General features: G+C 73.5%; 17 protein-coding genes, 5 tRNA genes and 1 pseudogene. 11 read left to right on the top strand and 12 right to left on the bottom strand.

The genetic code is table 11. The features are described 5' to 3' along the window. Positions 1-64: 64 nt before the first annotated feature. On the top strand, positions 65-1,735 hold the full coding sequence (locus AB0C22_RS28205) for a GAF domain-containing sensor histidine kinase (RefSeq protein WP_219470809.1): 1,671 nt from the start codon (positions 65-67) through the stop codon (positions 1,733-1,735). Between the two features lie 25 nt (positions 1,736-1,760). On the opposite strand, the gene AB0C22_RS28200 is transcribed toward AB0C22_RS28205, so the two are convergent. Continuing rightward, on the bottom strand, positions 1,761-2,399 hold the full coding sequence (locus AB0C22_RS28200) for a response regulator transcription factor (RefSeq protein ID WP_219468831.1): 639 nt from the start codon (positions 2,397-2,399) through the stop codon (positions 1,761-1,763). Between the two features lie 306 nt (positions 2,400-2,705). Between AB0C22_RS28200 and AB0C22_RS28195 the strand changes: the two genes are divergently transcribed. Then, positions 2,706-3,680, top strand: a complete 975-nt coding sequence (locus tag AB0C22_RS28195; protein WP_219468829.1) for a nitroreductase — start codon at positions 2,706-2,708, stop codon at positions 3,678-3,680. A 46-nt stretch (positions 3,681-3,726) separates the two neighbouring features. Here AB0C22_RS28195 and AB0C22_RS28190 read toward each other — a convergent pair whose 3' ends face one another. Further along, positions 3,727-4,731: an NAD-dependent epimerase/dehydratase family protein gene (locus AB0C22_RS28190; protein ID WP_219468826.1), complete on the bottom strand. Its 1,005-nt coding sequence runs from the start codon at positions 4,729-4,731 to the stop codon at positions 3,727-3,729. A gap of 905 nt (positions 4,732-5,636) precedes the next feature. Here AB0C22_RS28190 and AB0C22_RS28185 point away from each other — a divergent pair. Next, entirely contained in the window at positions 5,637-6,227 is a 591-nt protein-coding gene (locus AB0C22_RS28185; RefSeq protein ID WP_219468823.1) for a hypothetical protein, read from the top strand. A gap of 67 nt (positions 6,228-6,294) precedes the next feature. On the opposite strand, the gene AB0C22_RS28180 is transcribed toward AB0C22_RS28185, so the two are convergent. From AB0C22_RS28180 to AB0C22_RS28155, 6 genes are all read right to left on the bottom strand, one after another. After that, a tRNA-Val gene (locus tag AB0C22_RS28180) sits at positions 6,295-6,369 on the bottom strand. Positions 6,370-6,378: 9 nt separating this feature from the next. Then, positions 6,379-6,451, bottom strand: a tRNA-Gly gene (locus AB0C22_RS28175). Positions 6,452-6,598: 147 nt separating this feature from the next. After that, positions 6,599-9,028 carry a tetratricopeptide repeat protein gene (locus AB0C22_RS28170; RefSeq protein WP_308291065.1) on the bottom strand — a complete coding sequence of 810 codons (2,430 nt, stop codon included), beginning with the start codon at positions 9,026-9,028 and terminating at the stop codon, positions 6,599-6,601. Positions 9,029-9,253: 225 nt separating this feature from the next. After that, positions 9,254-9,325: transfer RNA gene (locus AB0C22_RS28165), tRNA-Val, on the bottom strand. Positions 9,326-9,338: 13 nt separating this feature from the next. After that, positions 9,339-9,409 (bottom strand) — tRNA-Cys (locus AB0C22_RS28160). Positions 9,410-9,443: 34 nt separating this feature from the next. Then, positions 9,444-9,516: transfer RNA gene (locus tag AB0C22_RS28155), tRNA-Gly, on the bottom strand. 295 nt (positions 9,517-9,811) lie between these two features. On the opposite strand from AB0C22_RS28155, the gene AB0C22_RS28150 reads away from it, so the two are divergent. Next, a complete protein-coding gene (locus AB0C22_RS28150) occupies positions 9,812-10,411 on the top strand; it encodes a TetR/AcrR family transcriptional regulator (protein ID WP_219468817.1) in 600 nt (199 codons plus the stop codon). A 119-nt stretch (positions 10,412-10,530) separates the two neighbouring features. Beyond that, positions 10,531-13,461: a M36 family metallopeptidase gene (locus tag AB0C22_RS28145; RefSeq protein ID WP_357537946.1), complete on the top strand. Its 2,931-nt coding sequence runs from the start codon at positions 10,531-10,533 to the stop codon at positions 13,459-13,461. A gap of 49 nt (positions 13,462-13,510) precedes the next feature. Here the strand turns inward: AB0C22_RS28145 and AB0C22_RS28140 are convergent, their stop codons facing one another. After that, positions 13,511-14,383 (bottom strand): hypothetical protein, encoded by an 873-nt coding sequence (locus AB0C22_RS28140; RefSeq protein ID WP_308291064.1) that lies wholly within the window; start codon positions 14,381-14,383, stop codon positions 13,511-13,513. A 193-nt stretch (positions 14,384-14,576) separates the two neighbouring features. Between AB0C22_RS28140 and AB0C22_RS28135 the strand changes: the two genes are divergently transcribed. From AB0C22_RS28135 to AB0C22_RS28125, 3 genes are all read left to right on the top strand, one after another. Then, the gene (locus tag AB0C22_RS28135) at positions 14,577-15,245 is read left to right on the top strand and encodes a 50S ribosomal protein L11 methyltransferase (protein WP_357537944.1); all 669 of its coding nucleotides are present in this window, start codon (positions 14,577-14,579) and stop codon (positions 15,243-15,245) included. A gap of 9 nt (positions 15,246-15,254) precedes the next feature. Then, positions 15,255-16,433, top strand: coding sequence for a cytochrome P450 (locus AB0C22_RS28130; protein ID WP_219468811.1), 1,179 nt, complete (start codon positions 15,255-15,257; stop codon positions 16,431-16,433). A 643-nt stretch (positions 16,434-17,076) separates the two neighbouring features. Beyond that, a complete protein-coding gene (locus tag AB0C22_RS28125) occupies positions 17,077-18,567 on the top strand; it encodes a SulP family inorganic anion transporter (RefSeq protein ID WP_219468810.1) in 1,491 nt (496 codons plus the stop codon). Between the two features lie 20 nt (positions 18,568-18,587). Here the strand turns inward: AB0C22_RS28125 and bioD are convergent, their stop codons facing one another. Together bioD and AB0C22_RS28115 are read right to left on the bottom strand one after the other, a co-directional pair. Next, the gene (gene bioD / locus AB0C22_RS28120; protein WP_219470807.1) at positions 18,588-19,292 is read right to left on the bottom strand and encodes a dethiobiotin synthase; all 705 of its coding nucleotides are present in this window, start codon (positions 19,290-19,292) and stop codon (positions 18,588-18,590) included. Positions 19,293-19,456: 164 nt separating this feature from the next. Then, positions 19,457-20,590 (bottom strand): annotated as a pseudogene (locus AB0C22_RS28115) (8-amino-7-oxononanoate synthase); the annotation flags it as partial. 428 nt (positions 20,591-21,018) lie between these two features. Between AB0C22_RS28115 and bioB the strand changes: the two are divergent. The 3 genes from bioB to AB0C22_RS28100 are packed head-to-tail and all read left to right on the top strand — an operon-like array spanning position 21,019 to position 22,777. Beyond that, the gene (bioB, locus tag AB0C22_RS28110; RefSeq protein WP_208570754.1) at positions 21,019-22,014 is read left to right on the top strand and encodes a biotin synthase BioB; all 996 of its coding nucleotides are present in this window, start codon (positions 21,019-21,021) and stop codon (positions 22,012-22,014) included. A gap of 7 nt (positions 22,015-22,021) precedes the next feature. Beyond that, the gene (locus AB0C22_RS28105; RefSeq protein ID WP_255599156.1) at positions 22,022-22,267 is read left to right on the top strand and encodes a hypothetical protein; all 246 of its coding nucleotides are present in this window, start codon (positions 22,022-22,024) and stop codon (positions 22,265-22,267) included. A gap of 3 nt (positions 22,268-22,270) precedes the next feature. Beyond that, positions 22,271-22,777 carry a GNAT family protein gene (locus tag AB0C22_RS28100; protein WP_219468803.1) on the top strand — a complete coding sequence of 169 codons (507 nt, stop codon included), beginning with the start codon at positions 22,271-22,273 and terminating at the stop codon, positions 22,775-22,777. Positions 22,778-22,848: 71 nt separating this feature from the next. On the opposite strand, the gene AB0C22_RS28095 is transcribed toward AB0C22_RS28100, so the two are convergent. Continuing rightward, the gene (locus tag AB0C22_RS28095) at positions 22,849-25,320 is read right to left on the bottom strand and encodes a non-reducing end alpha-L-arabinofuranosidase family hydrolase (RefSeq protein ID WP_357537941.1); all 2,472 of its coding nucleotides are present in this window, start codon (positions 25,318-25,320) and stop codon (positions 22,849-22,851) included. Positions 25,321-25,461: the final 141 nt, after the last annotated feature.

Here is a 25,461-nt window from a genome sequence, read left to right as displayed (position 1 = left end):
ACTCGCCCGCGTGGCCGCCAGCACCCCTGCTTCCCGCAATGACCATCCGGTCCCCTCGTTGGGGCTGAGCCCGTTGTCCCGGGTCCGCCTCGACGAGCTGCTCCAGGAGATGCTCGACCGGGTCGGCGACGTGGTGACCAGCCGGGAGCGGCTGCGGGCGCTGCTCGACGCGGTGGTCGGCATCGGCACCGACCTCGACCTGCGCAGCACCCTGCGACGGATCGTGCAGGCGGCCTGCGAGCTGGTCGGTGCGCGTTACGGCGCGCTCGGCGTGATCGGTCCCGACCGGCTGTTGCACGACTTCATCACCCACGGCATCGACGCCGAGCTGCACGCGAAGATCGGTGACCTGCCGCACGGGCGGGGGGTGCTCGGCCTGCTCATCGACGAGCCCCGCCCGGTCCGCATGCCCGACATCACCCAGCACCCCCAGTCGTACGGCTTCCCGCCGAACCACCCGCCGATGCACAGCTTCCTCGGCGTGCCGGTGCGCATCCGCGACCAGGTCTTCGGCAACCTCTACCTGGCCGAGAAGCAGGGCGCGGCGGAGTTCACCGAGGACGACGAGGAGATCGTCGTGGCGTTGGCCGCCGCCGCCGGGGTGGCCATCGAGAACGCCCGGCTCTACGCGCTGGCCCACCGTCGGGAACGCTGGCTGGCCGCGACCGCCGAGATCACCTCGGTGCTGCTCGGCGAGGTACGCCGGACCGACGCGTTGACCCTGGTGGCCCGCCGGGCCCGGGAGGTCGCCGAGGCGGAGCTGGCGCTGGTGCTGCTCTACGACGACGACGCCGGGCAGTTCACCGTCGAGGTGGTCGACTCCGCCGACGGTGACGCCGACGGGCTGGTCGGCGCGCTGCTGCCGGCCAGCGAGACCAGCTTCGCCGGCTCGGTCACCGAGCGTCGCCGGGAACTGCTCGACAACCTGGCCGAGGCGGCACCCTGGCCGGTGCCGGTGGTCGCCGGCCCGGCGGTGGTCTCCCCGCTCGCCGCCGCCGACACCCTGCACGGGGTGCTGGTGGTGGCCCACCGGCCCGACGCCGGCCGGGCCGCCGACGCCGACGTCACCCTGCTGGCCAGCTTCGCCGGCCAGGCCGCCCTGGCCATGGAACGGGCCCGGGGCCAGGAGGAACGGGAACTGCTGGTGGTCCTGGAGGACCGCGAACGCATCGCCCGGGACCTGCACGACGTGGTGATCCAGCGGCTGTTCGCCACCGGCCTGCAACTGCAGAGCGGCGCGATGCACGCCCGCCCCGACGTCGCCAAGCGGATCAACGCGGCCGTCGACGACCTCGACGCCACCATCCGGGACATCCGCCGCACCATCTTCGAGCTGCGTACCCCGATGAGCGCGGCGCTGCGTACCGAGATCCGGGAGGCGGTCGACGTGGCCGCCGGGTCGCTCGGCTTCCGCCCCGCCGTCGAGTTGGACGGGCCCATCGACAGCGCCGTGCCGGAACCGGTCCGCCCCGACCTCACCGCCGTGCTCCGTGAGGCGCTGTCCAACGCGGTACGCCACGCCGAGGCCAACCGGGTCGCCGTCGCCGTCCGGGTCGACGCCGGCCGGGTCACCGTGACGGTCACCGACGACGGGGTGGGCTGTGACCCGGCCGCCGCGCGGGGTGGCCTGGTCAACCTGCGCGAACGCGCCGAACGGCACGGCGGCGAGTTCGAGGTACGCCGGATCGAGCCGCACGGCACCCAGCTCTACTGGTCGGTCCCGCTGCGCGACTGACCCCCGGGCGGCCGGGGTCGGTGGGTCAGAGGCGTTGGCCGAGCAGGCGGGTGGCGAGCACGGCGGCCTGGGTGCGGCGCTCCAGGCCCAGCTTGGCCAGCACACTGGAGACGTAGTTCTTCACGGTCTTCTCGGCGAGGAACATCTTGCCGGCGATCTCCCGGTTGGTCAGCCCCTCGGCGACGTACTCCAGGATGCGGCGTTCCTGCTCGGTGAGGCTCTTCAGCTCGCGCGGCTGCTCGACGCCGCTGCGGATGCGCTCCAGCACCCGGGTGGTGATCGCCGGGTCGAGCAGCGACTGCCCGGCCGCGACCCGACGGACCGCGTCCACCAGGTCGGTGCCCCGGATCTGCTTGAGGACGTAACCCGCCGCACCCGCCATGATCGCGGCGAACAACGCCTCGTCGTCCTCGTACGAGGTGAGGATCAGTCCCTTGATCGACGAGTCGACCGCCCGGACGTCCCGGCACACGTCGATGCCGTTGCCGTCGGGCAGCCGGGCGTCGAGGATCGCCACGTCGGGGCGGAGGGCGGGAATCCGCCGGGACGCCTCCTGGGCGGAGCCGGACTCGCCGACCACTTCGATGTCGCCGCTGCTCTGCAACAGGTCGGCCAGGCCACGGCGGACGACTTCGTGGTCGTCGAGGAGGAACACCCGGATCATCCCTCGTTTCTACCCGCCCGGACGCGCTCGTGCACGGGCCGAAGGTCCCTAACCTGGCACGTCGCACCATCCTCCCTCGCGTGTCACGCCGACTGGGCCGGCCTGGCGGGTCGGGCACGGGGCGCTCCGCCAGTGGGAAGGGCGGCCCGGTGGGTCGGGACGTCCGGCCCTGCCCGGCCCACCTGCCGGTGACGGACCGTGGAGGGGAACCACCACCGGGAACCGGGGGCGGCGTCGGCCGGCCGGGGGCGACACGTTCCCCGCTCGGGGTGGAGCGGCACGAACCGCCACGGAAGGAGCACGACCATGGGCACCGGGTACACCGAGACGCAACTGCGGGCCGCCGTCGCGGACGCCGTCCGCGCGCCCTCCCTGCACAACACCCAGCCGTGGCGGTTCCGACTGCGCGACGGCGGAATCGAGGTGTCGGTCGACCAGACCCGCCGGCTGCCGGCCACCGACCCGAGCGGTTGGGGCACCCGGATCTCCGGCGGGGCGGCCCTGTTCAACCTGCGGTTGTCCCTGGCCGTGGCGGGCACCCCGGCGACCGTACGGCTGCGACCGTACCCGGCCGACCCGGACGTGCTGGCCCGACTGGTCCCGGAACTGCCGCGCCGCCCCACCCCGACCGAGCAGAGCCTCTACGCGGCCATCGGCCGCCGGTTCAGCAACCGGGCGCCGTTCTGGCCCGACCCGGTGCCCGCCGACGCCCGCTGGCGGCTCGGCGAGGCGGCCCGCGCCGAACAGTGCTGGCTGGAACTGGTGATCGGGGTGGGCCCCGTCAACGCCTTCGCCGAGGTCGCCCGCAGCGCCCACCGGGTACTCGAACGCGACCCCGCCTACCGGGCCGAACGCGCCGACTGGGTCCGCACCGAGCCCGCCCCCGACGGGGTGCCGGCCCGCGCCGGTGGTCCGCAGACCGAGCCGCAGGACCTGCTGCCGTCGCGGGGCTTCGGCGGCCTCGACCGGGCCCCCGGCCGCGACTTCGAACCGGAACCGCTGGTGGCGGTGCTCGGCGCGGCCGGCAACACGGTCGTCGACCAGGTGCTCGCCGGGCAGGCGTTGCAGCGGGTGCTGCTGACCGCGACCGACGCGGGGCTCGCGGTGTCGCTGCTGTCGCAGCCGATCGAGGTGTCGGGGGCGCGGGAGGCACTACGGCTGTCGCTGGGACGTTTCGGCACGCCGCAGATGGTGATGCGGATCGGGTACGGCCAGCCGGGGGTGGCGACACCGAGGCGGAGCGTGGACGAGGTGTTGGACGTGGCGGTGGCACCCGGCTGAACCCCCGCCGCCCGGCCTGTACCACGCTCGACTTGCGCGGTCCGGGTCATCCGGGGCGGTGCGCGGTGAGCAGGGCGGCTTCCCGGGCCGGGTCGAGGCCGACGGTCGCCCGCGCCGGCCGCCCCGCGCGGGGCGGGACCGACCCCACCCGGCCCAGCCAGCGCCAGGTGTCACCGACCGTCTCGGCCACCGGACGGCAGGTCAGCCCCGCCGCGTACGCCTTCTCGACGCCACGCTCCTGCAACCAGCGGTACTCGTGGCCCGGCGGAATCCAGATCGGCAGGTCGTTCCACGGTTCGATCCCGGCGGCGAGGAGCACCTCGGGGTCGGTCCACCGCAGTCGGGCGCCGGCCCCGGTCGTCGCCACCGCCTCGGTGAGCAGTTCGCCCATGGTGGTGTGCCCCGGGCGGCTGATCACGTTGAACGCGCCGCCCACGCCCTCGGCGGCCCGGTCGAGCGTGAAGGCCGCCAGGTCCCGGACGTCGACGTACTGCACCGGCAGGTCGGCCGGGCCGGGTGCGAGGACGTCACCGCCCCGGGCCACCCGGCGCAGCCACCACGGCAGCCGCCCGATGTCCTCCCCCGGCCCGAGGATCAGCCCGGCCCGCACCAGCAGGGCGCGTTCCCCGAACACCTCGGTCGCGGCCAGTTCCCCACCGGCCTTGCACCGGGCGTAGTCGTCGTCGCCGGTGTCGTCGGCCGCCGACGCCACCACCGCCGATTCCTCACCGACCCCGGGGCGCACAGGCGGGGCGTAGACGGAGCCGCTGGAGACGTAGGCGTAGTGCCCGGCGCAGCGCAGCAGCGTGGCGGCGTCGCGTACCGCGCGGGGTGCGCCGTCCCAGGTGTCGACCACCACGTCCCACCCGCCGCCGGCCAGTTCGGCCAGCCCGCCCGGCGCGGTCCGATCACCCCGCAACCGGTGTACGCCCCGCGGGGTGCCACCGTGTATCCCCCGGTTGAACACCGTCACCGTCCAGCCCCGGCGTACCCCTTCGGTCACGATGGCGGACCCGACGAACCCGGTGCCGCCCAGCATCAGCAGTCTCATCCGTCCCACCCTGCCGGTCGGGGGCACCGATGCGGCACCCTGTTCACCGGCAGCGGATCTGCCGTCGGCAGAACCCGGGCCAGCGCACTGCTCGACTTCCCCCGCCGGTCCGTCGTCGACCGACATACGGGTCGGTTCCGTCCACGTCACGCGCGGCCCGGTGCACCCGGTGTGGGTGGGCAGGGGCGGTGGCGTGTCGACTGGCGTCACGACGGTGCAAGTGCGGTGGCGGCGGGCTCGTCCCCGCTGACCGAGTGGCGAGGGCATCCCGCCGGTCACCGGGCCATCCGGCCGGTCGGACCGGTGAGCGGCTGAAAATGGTCCACGGGACGGGCAACTCCTCGGGCTCCGTTATGCCTGTCAGGCATATTTATGACGCACAGGCATATAGCTTTCCGCGCAACAGTGATGCAGGGGACGCCGCACCCAGCACAGGCATAAGGGCAGCCCGGCAGCCCGCCAGCCCGCCAGCCCGGCGAAGAATGTCCGAATCTGGCGGTCCGGAAAGCGGACGGAGGTGACGGCCGTGAGCCGCCTGACGGAATCCCGGCCGGCCCGGATGCGTTACACCCGGTGGACGGCCGCAGCGGCAGCCCCGCCACCGGGCCCGATGCAGCCACCTCCGGCAGAATGACCCACCACCGCGACGCGGAATGACCGACCACTGCCGGTCGTTACACCCGGTGCACGACCGCACCCACCCGGCCCGGCCACCCGCCGGGAATGACCCCGGGACCCCGGTCGTTGTATCTGACTCCGGCCCGTGCGGCCACCGCGTCAGCGGCAGGCCCCGACCGGAACCCCTCGGACTTTCCCCCATGAGCGCCCCGACGTGGTGCCCGCATCCCCAGCCGCCTGTCCCCACGGGCGCCCGGTGGGTGTCAACCCCCCGAAGGAGCTTCCCCATGACCACGATCCTGCGTAAGAGTGTCCTCGGTATCGCCGGTCTCGCCTTCGCCGGTGGCCTCGCCGCCGGCCCGCTGCACCTCGGCGACACCCCCACCATCGACACCAGCCCCGTCGCCGTCGTCCAGGCCGACAAGCCGGCCGTGGACAAGGGCAAGCTGATCCCGCACGGTGTGCAGGGCGAGCAGTCCCGCATCGACCTGAACGACGAGCAAACCGGCAACGTCAAGGCGATAATCGCCGCGACGAAGAAGGCCGGCATGGACGAACGCGCCGCCGTGGTCTCCATCGCCACCGCCCTACAGGAGTCGAAGCTGGAGAACCTCGGCCACCTCGGCGACCGCAACGACCACGACTCCCAGGGCCTGTTCCAGCAGCGCCCGTCCTCCGGCTGGGGCACGGTGGAGCAGATCACCGACCCCGAGTACGCCACCCTGGCGTTCCTCAAGGGCCTCAAGCAGGTCGACGGCTGGCACGACATGCCCCTGACCAAGGCCGCCCAGACCGTCCAGGTGTCGGCGTACCCCGACCACTACGCCCAGTGGGAAACCCAGGCCGCCGACCTCGTCGCCCAGCACTGGAACAGCTGACCCGCACCCGAACAGCTGACCAACGCGAAAGCCCCGGCTCAGTGGAGCCGGGGCTTTCGTGATTCTCTGGTGGGCGATACTGGGTTTGAACCAGTGACCTCTTCCGTGTCAAGGAAGCGCGCTCCCACTGCGCCAATCGCCCGTGGTCGAGAGCGGACGACGGGATTCGAACCCGCGACCCTCACCTTGGCAAGGTGATGCGCTACCAGCTGCGCTACGTCCGCGTGCCGCCCGGTTTCCCCGGCGACGGGGTGAACTCTACCCGATGGCAAGATCGCCCGCCCCGCCGACCCCGCCCCGGCATGCCGCACGCTCCGGCCATGTCACCCGACGCCACCCCGCGTCCCGCGGGTGTCCTGCGCCGACGGCCCCTACTGCGGGGCCGGTGGACCGGCGAGCCGTTCCCGCACCTGGGCGGCGTCGGGGTGACCGAGCCGGTCGAGCACCTCGAGGGCGTGCCGCCAGGCGACCCGGGCGACGTCGGGCTCGGCGGCGGCCTGCCGGCTGTCGCCGAGGTGCATCAGCGTGACGGCCTCGAAGTACCGCTCGCCGGCCTCCCGCCACAGCGCGAGCGCGTGCCGGTAGCAGTCGATGGCCTCACGGTGCCGGCCGAGGTGGTGGTGCGCGTAGCCGAGGCTGTCCCAGGCGTGCGCCTCCCAGTACCGGTTCCCGGTCTGTTGCTGCTGCGCCAGGGCCCGCCCGCAGTAGTCCAGGGCGCGGGCATGGTCACCGAGTTGGATGTGGTACCAGCCGATGTTGTTGAGCGCGTTGGCCTGCCCCTGCGCGTGCCCGGCGGCCTCGAAGAGCCGGTGCGCCCGCTGCGCGTGTTCGAGTGCCCGCCGGTGGTCGCCCTGCCGTTCCGCGAGGATGCCGAGGTTCAGCTCGGTCCGGCCGCCGCCGACCCGGTCACCGAGCTCGGCGTACAGGTGCCGGGAGCGTTCCAGGTGGTCGTGGGCCTCGTCGTACGCGCCGAGGCGCAGGCAGGCGACGGCCCGGTTGCGGTGGGCGCGGGCCTGACCGTCGCGGTCGACCGCTGCGGTGGCGGCCCGTAGCGCCACCTCCTGGACGCGGGACTGGTCGGGCCAGGCCCCCACCCGGTCGAGATAGGTGTTGACGCTCCACGCCAACTGCCAGGCGTGGGTCGGCCAGCCGTGTTCGGCCGCCAGATCGATCGCGGCGAGCAGCGCCCGGTGTTCGGCGGCGAGCCACGCCCATGCCTCGTCCCGGTCGGCCGGCTCGACCACCGTCGCCCCGGGTAGCGCCGCCGGCAGGTCGATGTCGTCGCGATGCCGGTGCAGCAGCCGAGCTGCCGCGTAGGCGGTGTGCAGGTAGTGGTCGAGCAGCCGGCCGAGCGCCGCCCGGCGCAGACCGGCGGAGTCGGTCTGCAGGGCCGACTCGACCGCGTACGCCCGGAGCAGGTCGTGCAGGGTGTACCGGCCGGGGGTGTGCTCGGTGAGCAGGTTCGCCCGGGTCAGCACCGCCAGTGGCCGGCGTACCTCGGCCGTCGACAGGGCGGCGAGGCTGGCGGCTGCCGCCACCGACACGTCGGGGCCGGGGTGCGTCCCGAGCGCCCGGAACAGGCCGGCCGCCACCGGGTCCAGACCCCGGTACGACCAGGACAGCACCGCCCGCACGTCACTGCCGGCCTCGCCGCCGCTGAACGCGTCCAGGGCGCCCCGGGTGGCGGTCAGCTCGGCGGCGAGTCGGGCGAGCGGGAAGTCCGGGTGGGTGGCGGCCCGCGCAGCCACGATGGCCAGCGCCAACGGCAGGCCGGCCGCTGCGGCGACGATCCGGTCCACCGCCTGCGGCTCGGCCGCGACCCGCACCGCACCCAGCCGCCGGGACAGCAACTCGCGTCCCTGCGCCGGGGACAGCAGGTCCAGCAACAGTGGACGGGCGCCCTCGGCCGTGACCAGCCCCGGCAGCTGGTTACGGCTGGTCACCAGGACCAGGCAGCCCGGGGAGCTGGGCAACAGCGGACGCACCTGGTCGGCGTCACGGGCATTGTCCAGCAGCACCAGCATCCGCCGGTCGGCGAGCAGGCTGCGGTACAGCGCGGCCTGCGACGCCAGCCCCACCGGGATGCGCTCCGGGGGCACCGCGAGCGCCTCCAGGAACCCGGCCACCGCCTCCGCCGGGGCCAGTGCGGGCGCGTCGGGGTCGTACCCGCGCAGGTTGACGTAGAGCTGCCCGTCGGGGAAACGGTCGGTGACCTGGTGCGCCCAGTGCACGGCGAGGGTCGTCTTGCCCACCCCGGCCGTGCCGCAGATGGTCGAGATGGGCACGGTGCCCGGCGGGCCGGCCGGCTCGGCGAGCAGCGCGGTCAGGGTGGCCAGCGCCGCGGACCGACCCGCGAAGTGCCGGACCGTCGCGGGGAGCTGCCGGGGGACGAACTCCGGGGTCCGCCCGCCCGGTTGCGGTGGCGGGGTCCCGGCGGGTGCCGGTCGGTCCCGGTCGGTGGGGGCGACGGCCCGCCGGCCGTCGGCCCGTGCCGCGTCCGCCGCGCCCCGCAACCGCCAGTAGGCCGTCTCCCACCTGGCCGGGTCGGTCAGGTCGGCGGGCAACCGGGTGCCGGCCTGTTCGGCGTACGCGACGCAGGCGCCCAGGTAGCCGGTGACGAAGTCCCAGTCGGGCAACGACTTGGCGTTGAGCTTGTCGCTGAGGGTGGAGCGGGCCAGTGGCCTGCCCCGCCGGGCGGCGACCGCCACCAGGGTGTTCAATGACGGCCCGCCGGCGAGCTGGCGTAGCCGTCGCAACTCCTCGGCGAACGCGAGCAGCGCCTCCCGACCGGTCTCCCCCACACCACACCCACCCGGCGTCGCGACGTCCCTTGGCAGAGTCGGAGCAAGGATAGACATCGCATCGACGCTGAGCGCTGACCTCCCACGAGCCGGGAGGCCGCCCGGACCGGGTGTCGGCTTCCCCGGCATCCGGCGGGGTGCGGTACGTCCCGGCCGGCGGCAGGGCCGGCGGGGAAAAGCAGTAGGACCACCTTCCGGACGCGGAAGGTGGTCCTACTGACCGTGTGGGCGATACTGGGTTTGAACCAGTGACCTCTTCCGTGTCAAGGAAGCGCGCTCCCACTGCGCCAATCGCCCGTGCTTGTTACCGAGGTGGGGACGGGATTTGAACCCGCGTACACGGCTTTGCAGGCCGTTGCCTCGCCTCTCGGCCACCCCACCGAGGTTGCCCCCGTCGTGCGTGGCGGCAGCTCCGAGCGGACGACGGGATTCGAACCCGCGACCCTCACCTTGGCAAGGTGATGCGCTACCAGCTGCGCTACGTCCGCTTGTCTCCGGGACACACCCGGTGACGGATGGAAACTCTAGCCGAGCGGTCGGACCGATGCCAAATCGGGTCGACGGACGGCGCGTCCGGGGCGGTGGGGTGAGCGCCACCACCACCTCCAGAGCGTCCTAGGAAAGTCGACTGGTGGCGGTGCCCCGATCTGTCGCACCGTCACCGAACAGGTCGGGAAGCCATCCGACGCGCCGGAGGGACGCTGTCCGGCTTCCGACTGCCACCTGCCCGATCGGTCGGGTCGGTAACTCCCTGTGGTCGTGTCGATGGGTTACCGTAGCGGCGTGACGAGACGTGCCGCCGCCGATGTCCGCCTGGATTCCCTGCTGCGCACAGCCTGCGACGTGATCGTCGAGCGTGGACTCGCCAACACCCGCACCGCCGACGTGGCCGCCGCCGCCGGGGTCAGCCAGGCCTTGGTCTTCTACCACTTCGCCACCAAGGAACGGCTGCTCGCCCAGGCCTTCGCGTACGCCGTCGAGCAGGAACTGTCCCGACTGGACGCGGTGCTGCGCTCCGCCACCCCGCCGCTGACCAAGCTCCGGCGCATCCTGCGCCTCTACACCCCCACCGGCCGCCCCTGGGCGATGTGGATCGACGGCTGGGCGGAGTCGCTGCGTACCCCCGAGTTGGAAAAGGTCTGCCGCCGGCTGGACCTGCGCTGGCGGCAGGACCTGGCGGCGGTGATCTCGGCCGGGGTGACCGACGGCACCTTCCAGTGCGCCGACCCGGCCGGGGCCGCCTGGCGGATCAACGCGGTGATGGACGGGCTCGCCGTCCAGCTCGCCGTGCACGAGCGGGTGATCTCCCGGCGACAGTTCGGTGAGTGGATCCGGCTGGTCACCGCCCGGGAGCTGGGCCTCGAGCCCGCCCAACTCGTCTGATCCGCGCACCGCGCGCCATTGCCCCCACCCGATCCGCCTGGTATCCACGAATGCGCATGCGTAACCACGCCTGCGCCGGGCCGGCGTCGCGCCGGTCCCCGCTCCCACAAGGAGGTTCCGTGCCCAGACCGGAGTGGACACCCCGAACGAGCCGGCACCGACGCCGGCTCGTTCCCGTACTGGCGACCGCCGCCGTGGTCGCCGCCCTGCTGCCCGGCGGAGGCACCGCCACGGCCGCACCGGGCGACACCGCGGCCCCGGCCCCGGGCCGCTCCGGCTCGTTCGCCGACGACCGCCACCAGGGCGCCGACGTCGACAACCGCACCGGTACGGCCGCACCCGACGCCCGCCAGCGCAGCCTGGCCCGGGCCACCGGCGTCCCGGTGCGGTGGAACCGGCTCGGCACCCCGCACGCCCTCGGCCCGGCCCGGCTCGCCACCGGCCTGCCCGCCGACCCGGAGGCCGCCGCCCGGCGTTACCTCACCCAGCAGCGGGACCTGTTCGGGCTGGACGCCGACGCGGTCGCCGCCCTCGACCGCCTCCTGGTCCGCCCGGTCGGCGACGGCGCGGTGGTCACCCTGCGGCAGCGCTTCGGCGACCTGCCCGCCGGCCACGACGGCCTGGTCACCGTGGCGGTCGCCGACGGCACCGTGCTCTCGGTCAGCTCCTCGCTGTCCCGGGACACCTCCGCCCCCGCCCCGGCCACCCGCACCGCCGCGCAGGCGTACGACGCCGCGCTCGCCGACGCCGGCCTGGACGCCGCCGGGGTGGCCAGCCACCAGGTGCGGCCGGTCGCCGTGCCCACCCCGCTCGACGGCAACCGGACCGCCTACGAGGTGACCCTGATCGGCCGCGACAGCGACCACCCGGCGGCCTTCACCACCTACGTCGACGCGATCAGCGCAAAGGTGCTGCTCCGCGAGGACCTCGTCGACTTCGACTCCGACAACCCGAGCTGGGCGGTCTACCCGGCCACCCCGCCGCAGGACCTCGCCCCCGGGCAGGACCCCCGGGTCCGCTGGTGCGCCAGCCCCGCACCCGACTGTGTCGCCGCCTTCCGCGACCCGGCGAGCGGGCAGCCCTGGGACGTCGACCTGGCCACCGGAGCCCCCACCGGCACCACCCGGGGCAACTCCGCCAACACGGTGGTCTCCTGGGGCGCCGGCAGCCCGCTGGTCAACGCACCCGCCCGCCCGGACCGGCGCTACGAGTACCCGTTCACCGACCAGTGGCACCAGTCCCGCTGCAACCCGGCGGCGTTCACCTCCGCCCAGCGCAACGACGCCGACGCGGCCACCGCCAACCTGTTCGCCATGCACAACCGGATGCACGACTGGGCCTGGCACCTCGGCTTCACCGAGTCCACCTGGAACCTCCAGGCGGTCAACGTCAGCGGTGCCGGCCTGGGCGGTGACGCCGAGCAGGGGCGGGCCCAGCAGGGCGCGCTGAGCGGCAACCGCAACAACGCCAACCAGTCCACCCCGCGCGACGGGCTGCCGCCCACCACCAACATGTACCTGTGGCAGCCGCAGGCCGGTGGGCCGTACCCGCCGTGCGTGGACGGCGACTACGACATGACGGTGATCGGCCACGAGTACACCCACGCCATCACCAACCGGATGATCGCCGGCCCGGACAGCGGGATCAGCGGGCACCAGGGCGGGGCGATGGGTGAGTCGTGGAGTGACCTGCTCGCCGCCGAGTACCTCTACGAGCACGGTCTGCGCGCCCCCGGTGAGACGCCCTTCGTCACCGGCGGCTACGTCACCGGCAACCTGGTCAGCGGCATCCGCAACTACGACCTTAGCCGCAGCCCGCTCAACTACTCCGACGTCGGCTACAACACCGCCGGACCGGCGGTACACGCCGACGGGGAGATCTGGGGCGCGACCAACTTCCGCATCCGCGCCGCCCTGGTCAAGAAGTACGGCCTGGGCACCCCGCAGCGGCAGCTCGACTGCGCCCAGGGCCGGGTGGCCGCCGAGAACTGCCCCGGCAACCGGCGCTGGGTGCAGCTGGTCTTCGACTCGTTCCTGCTCCAGGCGGCCAGCCAGGTCAGCATGCTCGACATGCGGGACAACCTGCTCACCGCCGACCGGCTGCGCTTCGGCGGGGCCAACCAGGAGCTGATCTGGGCCGAGTTCGCCCGTTCCGGGATGGGCCGCGACGCCGCCACCGTCGGCGCCGCCGACACCGACCCGACGCCGAGCTTCGCCAGCCCGACCGGCGGCAACGCCACGCTGACCCTGCGCCCCCGGGGCGACAGCACCGACGCGCCGATCCGGCTCTACGTCGGCGACTACGAGGCGCGGGCCACCCCGGTCGCCGACACCGACCCGGCCACCCCGCTGCCGGCCACCTTCGAGGCCGTCGCCGGGACGTACCAGGTGCTGGCGGTCGCCCCCGGGTTCGGCCACCAGCGGTTGGAGGTGGTCGCCAAGGCCGGCCAGCAGGGGTACGTCGACCTGCGGCTGAGCCGAAACCTGGCGTCCACCACGTCCGGGGCGACGATCACCGGCGACGGGGTGAACCTGGACCGGATCGGCGACGACACCGAGGCCACCAACTGGGCGTCGTTGACCGGGGTCGCCGGTAAGGGGGTCACCGTCACACTGCCCGGCGGCACGCCGCAGCCGGTGCAGCGGGTCAACGTCAGCGCCATGCTCCGCCCGGCGATCACCGGCGACGCCGACCCCGGCGCGCAGAACGCCCTGAGCGCGCTGCGGTCGTTCGCGGTGTCGACCTGCGACGCGAGCACCACCGACTGTGCCGACCCGGCCCGCTGGACCCGGGTCTACACCAGCGCCGACGACGCGTTCCCCGGCGGGAAGTACCGGGCCTACAGCCGGGACATCATCCTGCGGTCGTTCCGGGTGCCGACCACCGTCGCCACCCACGTACGGCTGGAGGTGCTGGCCAGCCAGTGCACCGGCGGCCCGGCGTACGCCGGTGAGCAGGACGACGACCCGGCCACCCAGACCGACTGCGCCACCGCTAGCCCGGCGCGCGACCAGGTACGCGTCGCCGAGTTCCAGGTGTTCGGGAAGTGAAACCCGCCGGGGCCGGGTGGTGGCGCCACCCGGCCCCGGCGGCCCCCGATCACCGTCGGACGGTGGTCCACCGGACCGGTCGACGGACCGGGCGGGCATCGCCCTCCACCCCGTCGGCGGCGGTCCGGGTCAGCTGCCGCAGCCGCATCAGCAGGCCGACGCCGAGGAAGAGCAGCAGCCCACCGAGCAGGAAGGCCGCCTGCACCAGACCGAAACCGCCGCTCTGGTTGGCCGAACGGTTCGCCGCGGGCGGTGGCGGCACCTCGGCGAGCGCCTCCTCGGTCGGCTCGGTCTCCTCCGCGGTCGGCTCCAGCACCTCCTCGGTCGGCTCCGGCGACGCGGTGGTCGGCTCGGGTGCCGCCGTGGTGGGCGCAGGTGCCGTGCCGACGACCTGCCGGGTGGCGCTCTGCCGGGCGAGCAGCCGCAGGTTCGGGTCGTACGCCTCGGCGGCCAGGGTGATCCGGCCCCGGGTGACGTCCTCGGCGAAGGCCACCCGGTAGGTGGCGGTGACCGTGCGGTCCGGGCAGAGGGTGCCCGGGTCGAGTTGCCGGTCGGTCAGCCGGGCCACCGCCCCCTCGGCCCGGATGTCGAGCGGGAACGAGCCGGTCTCCTCGATCCGGTCCATCTTGACCTGGTCCAGTCGTAGCCCCTGCACCGAGAGCACCATCGACCAGCGGACCTTCACACATCCGCCGTTGCCCTTGCGGGACACCACCGCCGAGACCGTTCGTACCTGGTCACCGGCGGTGAACTCGTCGGGCAGGCCGCTCAGCTCGGTGGCGAAGCGGTCCGCCGCCGATGCCGGTGCCGGCCCGGCGAGCCCTGTCCCCGTGAGGCAGGCCAGCACCGCCCCGACCCGTAGCGCGTTCCGCCACACCATCACCACCGCCTCGTCCTCCCGTCGGTCTTGTCCACTCGCCACGCTATGAGCAGGATGGGGAAGCCGGTAGACGGGCGTGTTCGCGCCGAGCGGCAAGTGCGGGTCGGGTTAACACCGACAGTGGTGAACCGGTCACCCGCACCCCACGACACGCCGAAAATGGGTGTGGGGAGCACCATCGGCCGGCGGTGAGGGTGCGCCGGGCCGGCCGACGTGCGGCTGACATCCTGGGCGGGTGTCCGAACTCTCCGCCGCCTTCGTCCGGCTGCACGCCCGGCTCGCCCCGGTCGCCTTCGTACCCGAGGTGCTGTTGCACCAGGCCGACGAGCCGATCGGCCTGTGGGAGCTGACCGAGGGCGAGTTCCGCAGCGCCCAGCCGCCGCCGTTCTGGGCCTTCGCCTGGGCCGGTGGGCAGGGGTTGGCCCGGTACGTCACCGACCACCCGGAGGTGGTCGCCGGCCGCCGGGTGCTCGACCTCGCCTCCGGCTCCGGCCTGGTCGCCATCGCCGCCGCGCGGGCCGGCGCGGCGACCGTGCGGGCGGTGGAGATCGACGAGCGGGCCGTCGCCGCCGTCGCCCTCAACGCCGCCGCCAACGGGGTACGCGTCGACGCCGAACTGGCCGACGTCCTCGACGGCAACGCCGGGGACGCGCAGGTGCTGCTCGCCGGGGACGTCTTCTACAGCGAGGCGATGGCCCGTCGGGTGCTGCGCTTCCTGCTGCGGGCCGCCCGCTCCGGCGCCCGGGTGCTGGTCGGCGACCCGGGCCGGGCGTTCCTGCCCCGGGAACGTTTCCACGAGCTGGCCGGCTACGACGTGCCGGTGCCGGAGGCGCTGGAGAGCGTACGGGTGAAGCACACCACGGTGTGGGAGCTGGATCCCGCCCCGCCGGGGGCCGCCCGCTAGCGTGACCGGGTGCTGTTCCGGGGGTGGGAGGGGGCCGTCGACGGGCCCTGGCCGGACGTGGCCACGGTCGTCGACCGGGTCGGCGGCAGCCATCTGGTGGTGACCCGGCACGCGCTGGTCCGGCAGGTGCTCGCCGACGCGGTGACCTGGCGACCCGACAACGCCCTGGACGCGGTGACGCCGATCCCGGTGGCCGCGCTGCGGGTGCTCACCGCGCACCGGTTCCGGTTGCCGCCGACGCTGGCGAACAACGCCGGCCCCAGCCACCCGGAGATCCGGGCGATCGTCGCCGAGGCGCTGCACCCGGACCGGGTGGCCGCCCAACGGCCGTGGTTGACGGCCCTGGTACGGGACCGGGTGGTCGGGATCGCCGCCGACCTGGCCGCCGGTCGGCCGGTCGACCTGCACGCCCGGCTCGCCGCCGACCTGCCCCTGCTGGCACTGGCCCGGCTGGTCGAGCTGCCGGACGCCCCGGTGGGCGCGGTGAAGGACTTCGCGCGGGCGGCCCTGGAGCTGTTCTGGGCCCCGCTGGACGTCGACCGGCAGCAGACCCTCGCCGTCGAGGTGGGCCGCTTCCACGCCGTACTACGGGAGTTCGCCGCCGTCGGTGGCGGGTTGGCGGCCCGGCTGCGTGCCGCCGGGCACTCCCCCGACGTGGTGGTGGGGGCGCTGTTCTTCCTGCTGGTCGCCGGGCAGGAGACCACCAGCCAGTTCCTGACCCTGCTGCTGCACCGGCTCACCGGCGAACCCGGGGTGCGCGCCGGGTTGCGGGCCGGCACCGTCGCGGTCGCCGACGTGGTGGAGGAGGGCCTGCGGCTGGAGCCGCCGATCGTCACCTGGCGACGGGTGGCCGCGACGGACACCACGCTGGGCGGCACACCGGTGCCGGCGGGCAGCTCGATGCTGCTGTGGCTGGCCCGCGCCGGCCGCGACCCGGAGGTGGTGGCCGAGCCGGCCGGGTTCCGTCCCGGGCAGCGCGGGTCACGCCGGCACCTGGCCTTCGGGGCGGGGGCGCACCGCTGCGTCGGCGCGCAGCTGGCCCGGCTGGAAGCGGCGGTGGTGGTCGCCGAGGCCGCACCGCTGCTGGACGCGGTGACGGTGGTCCGTCCACCGTGGTGCCCGGACAACCTCACCTTCCGGATGCCCGACGCCTTCGTGGTCCGCCGCGCCCACACCCGCCCGACCTGAGCCCCGCCCGGGCCCGCCGCCGGTGCAGGTACGCCGGCCCCGCTGTACGGGTGAACGGGGCAGGTACGCCCGGCCCCGCTGTACGGATTCGCCGACCCTGCTGTGCGGATGAGCAGTCACGGCCTCCCGCCCCACCCGACCCGCCTCGGCCCGGCTCCCGCTCCACGCAGCAGCTCCGCCCGGGGCGGCCCCGACCTGGAACATCTCCGGGGTGGAGCACCTCCGGTCCAAGACACCTCCGGCCCGGACCGACCCCCGCCCGGCACGGATTCGCCGGCACGGATTCGCCGGCACCGGTGTCCCAGTCGGCCCCTTTCGAGCTGATGACGTCCACGCATCATCCTGCCGACCTGCCCAAACAGGCGTAACCGTCACTCACCACAACGGGTTGAACCCACGTGACGCCCAGCGCCACACCAACCCGGGAGGTCAGCGTGCACCCCACCCCAACCCCCCACCACTCCCCCACCCCACCCAAACCCCCGCCCTCCTGGGTTGATCAAGAAGTTTTGGTCAAAACGGAGATCAACGGTGACGCAAAGCTCTTGATCACCGGGGCGAGGCGGGTGGGGTGGGTGGGGTGGGTGGGGTGGGTGGGGTGGGTGGGGTGGGGTGGGCAAGGCGCGTGGAGGGGTGGGGTCAGGTGAGGTGGGCGGCGGTCCGCGGAGACCTGCCGGCGTCGCTGGTGGTGTTCCTGGTGGCGTTGCCGCTGTGTGTGGGGATCGCGGTCGCCTCCGGCGTACCGGTCGAGCTCGGACTGGTCACGGGGGTGGTGGGTGGGCTGGTGGTGGGGGTGATGCCGGGCAGCAGTCTCCAGGTGAGCGGACCGGCCGCCGGGCTGACCGTCCTCGTCGCCGAGGCCGTGGACCGGTACGGGCTGGCCGGCCTCGGCACCATCGTGCTGGTCGCCGGCCTGCTCCAGATCGGGTTGGGGCTGCTACGACTCGGCCGGTGGTTCCGGGCCATCTCGGTGGCCGTGGTGCACGGCATGCTCACCGGTATCGGCCTGCTGCTGATCGCCGGTCAGCTCCACGTCCTGGCCGGCGCCGACACCCCACCGACCGGCCTCGCCGGCTTCACCGGGTTGCCCCACCTGGTCGGGGACCTCACCGGCTCCGGCACGGCACAGGTGTCGCTCGCCGTCGGAGTGGCCACGATCGTGGTCATGCTGCTCTGGGACACCCTGCCCGGCCGGCCGGGCCTGGTCCCCGGGGCGCTGGTCGCCGTCGTCGCGGTCGCCGGGGTGAGCGCCGTCCTGCGGCTACCGGTCGCCACCATCGAGGTGGAGGGCCTGCTCGCGGCGATCCAACCGTCGTTCGGGCACTGGACGGCCCTCACCGACCCGGGGCTGCTCGCCACCGTCGTCACGTTCACCCTGGTCGCCTCGGCGGAGAGCCTGTTCAGCGCGGCGGCCGTCGACCGGCTGCACCAGGGGCCGCGCACCGACTTCGACCGGGAACTCGTCGCCCAGGGCACCGGCAACACCGTCTGCGGCCTGCTCGGCGCGTTGCCGATGACCGCCGTCATCGTACGCAGCTCCGCCAACGTCCGGGCCGGGGCGCGGACCAAGGCGTCCCGGGTGCTGCACGGGGTGTGGCTGCTGCTCTTCGTCGCCGCCGTGCCCGGCCTGGTGGGGCTGATTCCGATGCCCGCGCTCGCCGCCGTGCTCGTGCACGCCGGATGCAAGCTGCTGCCGTGGCGGGCCCTGCCCGAGCTGTGGCGGGAGCACCGGGGCGAAGCTGTGGTGCTGGTGGTGACCGCCGTCGCGATCCTCGGCACCGACCTGTTCACCGGCGTGCTCGTCGGCCTCGGCCTGGCCGTGGTCAAGACCGCCTGGGAGACGTCCCACGTCCGGGTCACCGTGCACGACGACGTCGACCCGGTGCACGTGACGATCAGCGGCAACGCCACCTTCCTGCGGCTGCCCACCATCCTGACCACCCTCGACGGGCTGCCCGACGACCGGCGGGTACGGCTGGACCTCGGCGGCCTGCGGCACGTCGACCACGCCTGCCGTACCGCCCTGGATTCCTGGGTCGAGGCGCAGAACCGCGACGCCGCCGTCAGCGTGCAGGTCGTCGCCCCACGGCCGGCGCAGGACGACCAGCCCCGGCCCGTCCCCGCCACCGAGTGAGGGCACCGGCGGCGGACCGCTCAGCCGGCGTCCTCGGCCCAGGTGCGCCAGTCGTCGAGCACCCCGTACAGGTCGGGGGTGAGCCAACCCGGGGCGGACCGGCGGAACACCCCCGGGTCCATCGACCCGGCACCGGTCGGTAGCGCGCCGAGCAGGTTCGGCACCAACTCGGTCAGGTTCGCCCAGTGCACCAGTTGCGGCTCCGCCGGCCAGGCACCGATCACCACCCCGGCGGGCACGGCCCGACGCTCCAACGCCTCCAGGGTGAGCGCGGTGTGGTTGAGGGTGCCGAGCCCGGCCCGGGCCACCACCACCGCCGGAGCGCCCAGCGACACCGCCAGGTCGGCGACCGTCCACGCCTCGCCCGACGGGCGCAGCCCCATCGGCACCAGCAGCCCACCGGCTCCCTCGACGAGCACCAGGTCGTGCTTGTCGACCTCCGCGCGGATCGCATCGACGGCCGTGTACAGCTCCAGCGGCTCCAACTCGGCGACCCGGGCCGCCGCCAGCGGGGCGAGCGGGTCCGGGTAACTCGACAGGGTGCGACCGGTCAGCGGGGCGGCCAGCCGGGTCACCGAGTCGATGTCGCCGGGCTCGCCGGTGGCCGTACCCGTCTGGCCCGGCTTGACCACCGCGACCCGCAGGCCGGCGGCCTGCGCGGCAGCGGTGATCGCCGCCGTCACCACCGTCTTGCCGACCTCGGTGTCGGTCCCGGTGACCAGCACCGCACCCTTCCACCCGCTCACGGCAGAATCTCGGTTCGCGACTGCGGGGCTCGCAAACCCGGCTCACTCCTCGCACTCACGGGAACCACCTCAGCTCGCGACTGCGGGGCTCGCAAACCCGGCTCACTCCTCGCGCTCACGGGCACCACCTCAGCTCGCGACTGCGGGGCGCACTCCACGATGGCCTCCAGGGCGTGTTCGAAGTCAGCTCGGGTGACCCCGGCCGAGAGGGTCAGGCGCAACCGGGAGCGGTGGTCCGGGGTGGACGGCGGGCGGAAGCAGCCGACGGCGACGCCCCGGTCCCGGCAGTCGGCCGCCCAGGCGGTGGCGGCCTCCGGGCCGGGGGCGGTCACCGAGACCACCGCGCCGTCGGGGGCGGACACGGTCAGCCCGGCCGCGCCGAGGCGGCGTACCGCGTGCCGGGCCCGGTCGGCCAGCTCGGCCCGCAGGTCGTCGGCGGCCCGGGCCACCGCCACGGCGGCCCGCACCCCGGCGGCGACCGACGGCGGCGGCGCGGTGTCGAAGATGAAGGTACGCCCGGTCTCCACCAGGTGCCGGACGAACTCGGCCGGACCGGCGACCACCCCACCGGCCCCACCGAGCGCCTTGGACAGGGTCGCGGTGACCACCACGTCCGACGCACCGGCGAGCCCGGCGGCGGCCACCGCGCCGGCCCCGGCCGGACCGGTGACACCGAGCGCGTGCGCGTCGTCGACCAGCAGCAACGCACCGTGCTGCCGGGCCACGGCGTGCAACGCGGCCAGCGGGGCGAGGTCACCGTCGACGGAGAAGACCGACTCGGTGACCACCACCGCCGGGCGGCCCGGCGCGGCGGCGAGTGCGGCGGCCACGGCGTCGACGTCGACGTGCGCGGTGACCACCGTCTCCGCGCCGGAGATCCGGCAGCCGTCGATCAGCGAGGCATGGTTGTGGGCGTCCGAGACGAGCAGGGTACGCGGCTGGACCAGGCCCCGGACGGCGGCGAGGTTGGCCAGGTATCCGGAGGAGAAGACGAGTGCCCGGTCGACGCCGAGCCAGTCGGCCAGGTCGTCCTCCAACGCGTGGTGCACGTCGGTGGACCCACGCACCAGCCGGGAACCGGTGGCGCCCAGCCCGTACCCGGCGAGGGCCCGGCCGGCGGCGGCGACCACCTCCGGGTGGGTGGCCAGCCCCAGGTAGTCGTTGCCGGCCAGGTCGATCACCCGGTCGCCGGCGGCGCGGGGGCGCAGGGTGCGGGTGAGTCCCGCCTTCGCCCGCAGTGCGGCGCGGCGGTCCAGGGCCGCCAGCCAGTCCGCCACCGGTCATCGCCTCCGTCCGCCGTTCGACCCGCTCCGCCCGGCCCGTACCGCCCGGCGTGCCGTCCCGCCCGACGCCTGTTGCCGGACGACCGACCCCGCCCGGCTCGTACCGCCGGGCGGGTGGGCGGCGCTGTCGCCGCCGGGCGAAATTACCATCCGCCGGGCCGGCACCGGCGTGGCGGCGGGCCCGCCGCACCGACGTGCGGGGGTGGGGACGGAGCCGGTCGAGGGGGTCGGCGGGGCCGGGACCGGGGCGGCCGGCGGGCAGCGGCTCGGGGTCGGCGGAGCCCGGTCCGGGGCAGCGGCTCGGGGTCGGCGGGGCCCGGTCCGGGGCAGCGGCTCGGGGTCGGCGGGGCCCGGTCCGGGGCGGTGGGTGGGCGGCGGCTCGGGCGTTTCCCGGCCCGGGGCGGCCTTGTAGGGTACGACCCATGCCAGAGATCCTCGACCAGGCCCGGACCCAGGTGCTGGGCGACGGCGTCGGCCTCGACCAGGCTGGTGTCCTCGCGGTGTTGACCCTGCCCGACGAGCACGTCCCCGCCGCCCTCCAGCTCGCCCACGAGGTGCGGATGCGGTGGTGCGGCCCGGAGGTCGAGGTCGAGGGGATCGTCTCGCTCAAGACCGGCGGCTGCCCGGAGGACTGCCATTTCTGTTCGCAGTCCGGCCTGTTCACCTCCCCCGTGCGCTCGGTCTGGCTGGACATCCCGTCGCTGGTGGAGGCGGCGAAGCAGACGGCCGCGACCGGGGCGAGCGAGTTCTGCATCGTGGCCGCCGTACGCGGGCCGGACGACCGGTTGATGAAGCAGATGCGCGAGGGGGTCGCCGCGATCCGCGCGGAGGTCGACATCCAGGTCGCCGCGTCGCTGGGCATGCTCAGCCAGGAGCAGGTCGACGACCTGGTCGAGATGGGCGTGCACCGCTACAACCACAACCTGGAGACCTGCCGTTCCTACTTCCCGAACGTGGTCACCACGCATTCCTGGGAGGAGCGCTGGGAGACCCTGCGGATGGTCCGCGAATCCGGCATGGAGGTTTGCTGCGGTGGCATCCTCGGCCTCGGCGAGACCGTGGAGCAGCGCGCCGAGTTCGCCGCGCAGCTGGCCGAGCTGGACCCGCACGAGGTGCCGCTGAACTTCCTCAACCCGCGTCCGGGCACCCCGCTCGGCGACCGGCCGGTGGTGGAGGGCAAGGACGCGCTGCGGGCCATCGCCGCGTTCCGGCTGGCCATGCCGCGCACCATCCTGCGGTACGCGGGCGGCCGGGAGATCACCCTCGGTGACCTGGGCACCCGCGACGGCCTGCTGGGCGGGATCAACGCGGTGATCGTCGGCAACTACCTGACCACGCTGGGTCGGCCGGCGACCGACGACCTGAAGCTGCTCGACGACCTGAAGATGCCGGTCAAGGCCCTCTCCGCCACCCTGTGAGGTGATGATGACCGACGCGGGTGACCCGACCACCGACGGCCGTACGGCGGAGTCCGCCGTGCTGACGTCGGACGCGACCTGGTGCGACCGCTGTGGTGCGGACGCCACGGCGGGCCCGCACCCGGGGTGCGCGACGGCCCGGGTGCTGGAACCGCCCCGCTACTGCGGGCACTGTCGACGGCGGATGAAGGTGCAGGTGCTGCCGGTCGGCTGGTCGGCGGTCTGCGTCGAGCACGGCGAGCGGCGGGGCTGAGGCGTGCTGCGCGGGCGGGCGGTCACGCTGCGGCCGGTGACGGAGGCGGACGTGCCCGCCCTGGCCACGATCCGGGCCACCCCGGAGGTACGCCGCTGGTGGCGCGGCGGTGACGACCTGGCCGCGTCGGTGCGGGCCGACCTGGCCGACGACACGGTGACGGTCTACGTCGTCGAGCACGCGGGCCGGCTGGTCGGGGCGATCCAGTGGTACGCCGAGACCGACCCGGACTACCGGCACGCCAGCCTGGACGTCTTCCTCGATCCGGCGGTACGCGGCAACGGGCTGGGCGGGGACGCGGTCCGCACCCTGGTCCGGCACCTGGTCGACGAGTACGGCCACCACCGGTTCACCATCGATCCGGCGGCGGCGAACACGGCGGCGATCCGGGCGTACGCGAAGGTGGGGTTCCGCCCGGTGGGCGTGATGCGGCGGTACGAGCGGGGCGCGGACGGGCACTGGCACGACGCGCTGCTGATGGACCTGCTCGCGGAGGAGCTGGCCGACTGAAACCGGGCGGGGCGTGCCCGGCACCCTCAGGTGCCGGACACGCCCCGGTCGTTGCGCGGGCGCAGGTGCGCCTAGCGCTGGAGGGTGAGGACACCCGGCCGCCACGGCAGCAGGTTGTAGTCGGTGTTCGCGTTGGGGTCCTTGCCCTGGTAGAGCAGTTGCAGGTTGCAGGCGTCGATGGTCTTGGTCTGGTCGGGGTTGGTGCGGACCAGGTCACCGTGGCTGATGTCGTTGGTCCACGTGGCGCCGCTGTTGGCCTTGCCGGCGAAGGGGTTGCTCTCGCTGGCCGCCTGCGGGGTCCACGAGCCGCCCAGGCTGTTGGACGTGAACGACCGGAAGTAGCGCCCCTGGCTCCCGATCGCCTCGACGATCATCAGGTACTGGTTCTGGCCCTGCACCTTGTAGACCTCGACGCCCTCGAACAGGTTGTTGGTCGAGTCCGTCATGATCGTCGTGTAGCTCGAACCGAAGCTGCCCGGAAAGTTCCCCAGCGGCATGCTCGACCGGTAGATCTTGCCGTTGTCACCGGCGAAGAACAGGTACATGTTCTGGTCGTCACCGATGAGGGTCTGGTCGATCACACCGTACGGGGCGTCCGGGAGGGTGGCGGTGGACAGCGTCTGCGCCGAGGACCAGCCGTTGGCGTTGGTCGGGTCGCTCGACGTCTTGTAGCTGAACGAGGTCGGCCCCCACTGGTACGCCAGCACCCAGATGTTCTTCGGGGCGAAGTAGAGCAGCGTGGGCGCCACGGTGCCCTGGCTCATGCCGTTCTGGCTGGCCGAGGCCATGTCGGACCAGTTGGTGAACGTGCCGAAGTTCATCGAGCTGTACTGGCCGCTGCTGTTGACGTACGAGCCGTAGACCAGGTGCTTGCCGTTGTAGACGACGTTGGTGAAGTCCTTGAGCGAGACCCAGCCGTTCTTCGGGCTGGTCAGCGCGCCGGTCGACGACCACCGGTAGGTCGACGGGAGCGCGCAGCCACCACCCGGGGGCGGCGTGGTGGTCGGCGGCGGCGTGGTCGGCGGCGCGGTGGTGGGCGGGTTGCTGCCACCGAAGTCGGTGCGCCACTGCTGGTTGGTCTGCCCGTGGCAGTCGTACAGCTGGACCTGTTGGCCGTTGCCGGTGCCCCAGACGTCCAGGCAGCGGCCGGACTGCACGCCGCTGATGGTGCCGTTGGAGTTGATGTTCCACTGCTGGTTGGCCCCGCTGTTGCAGTCCCAGATGATGATCCCGGTGCCGTTGGCGGTGGCCGCGCCGTTCGCGTCCAGGCACTTGGTGCCGTAGACCCGCAGCTGCTTGTTGCTGGTGTACGTCCACTGCTGGTTGGACTGGCTGTTGCAGTCGTAGAGCTGCACCCGGGTGCCGTTGGTCTGGGTGGAGTTCGGCACGTCGATGCACCGGTTCGACGCCACGCCGACGATCCGTCCGGCGCCGCCGCTCGGCGGCGGGGTCGTGGTGGGCGGGGGCGTGGTGGGCGGGCCCGTGGTCGGCCCGGAGGTCGGGGGCGCCGCGTTGAGCGCGTTGAGGACCGAGTTGTACGCGGCCTTCTTGTTGCCGCCGCCGTCGAACAGCAACGGGTTCTCGTTGGAGCGCCAGGAGTCGCTGTCGCGCACGCCCCACACGGTGATGCCGATGCAGCGCGGCACGTTCAGGCACGCCTGGGTCAGCCCGGCGTACTGGGTGGTGGAGGAGTTCGTGACGTCGACCTCGGTCAGCGCCACGTCCACCCCGAGGGCGGCGAAGCTGGACAGCGTGGTCTGGAAGTTGCTCGGCAGCGAGCTGCCGCCGGTGAAGTGGGTCTGCAGACCGACGCAGTCGATCGGCACGCCCCGGGACTTGAAGTCCTGGATCATGCGGTAGACGCCCTGCGTCTTGCCGTACGACCAGTTCTCGATGTTGTAGTCGTTGTAGCAGAGCTTCACCGACGGGTCGGCGGCCCGCGCGGTGCGGAACGCCACCTCGATCCAGTCGTTGCCGGTGCCCTGGAGGTTCGACGACCGGCGGCTGCCGTCCTCGTTGAACGCCTCGTTGACCACGTCCCACGCGGCGAGCTTGCCCTTGTAGTGGCCCATCACGCCGTTGATGTGGTCGATCATCGCCTGGCGCAGCGTGCTGCCGCTCAGGTTCTTCATCCAGTCCGGCTGCTGCGCGTGCCAGGCCAGGGTGTGCCCACGGACCTTCAGGCCACGCTGGGTCGCCCAGTTGTAGATCTGGTCACCGGAGTTGAAGTTGAACTGGCCGCGCTGGGGCTGCGTCGCGTCCGGCTTCATCTCGTTCTCGGCCGTGATCATGTTGAATTCGCGGCCGGCGATCGTGCTGTACGTCGAGTCGCCGAGCCGGCCGGCCGCGATAGCCGTGCCGAAGTACCGGCCCGACTGCGCGGCGGCCGCGCCCAGCGTGGTCGCGGCGGCGTTCGCCGACGGCATCATCACCGCGACTGCTGCCACCGTCACGACGCTGACCGCGCCGGCGAGCAGCGCCCGGACGGCGGGTGGTCGCCGTCGCCGGCTCCCGCCGTGGTGAACGGATGGGCTTGTTGCCATCGTGGCCTCCTTGCTGGCCAACAGCCGGGCCGTCGGGACGGGACGGCCGGACGTATCGGTTGTCACATCTAGTGCCGTCGATGTTTCCATCATGTGCCGGCCGGAACAAAGATGTTTCGGAAAAGTATCGGAATATTTTTG

The organism is Micromonospora sp. NPDC048894 (assembly GCF_040649765.1).
Taxonomy (GTDB): domain Bacteria; phylum Actinomycetota; class Actinomycetes; order Mycobacteriales; family Micromonosporaceae; genus Micromonospora; species Micromonospora antibiotica.
This window is presented reverse-complemented; position numbering and strand designations above follow the sequence as displayed.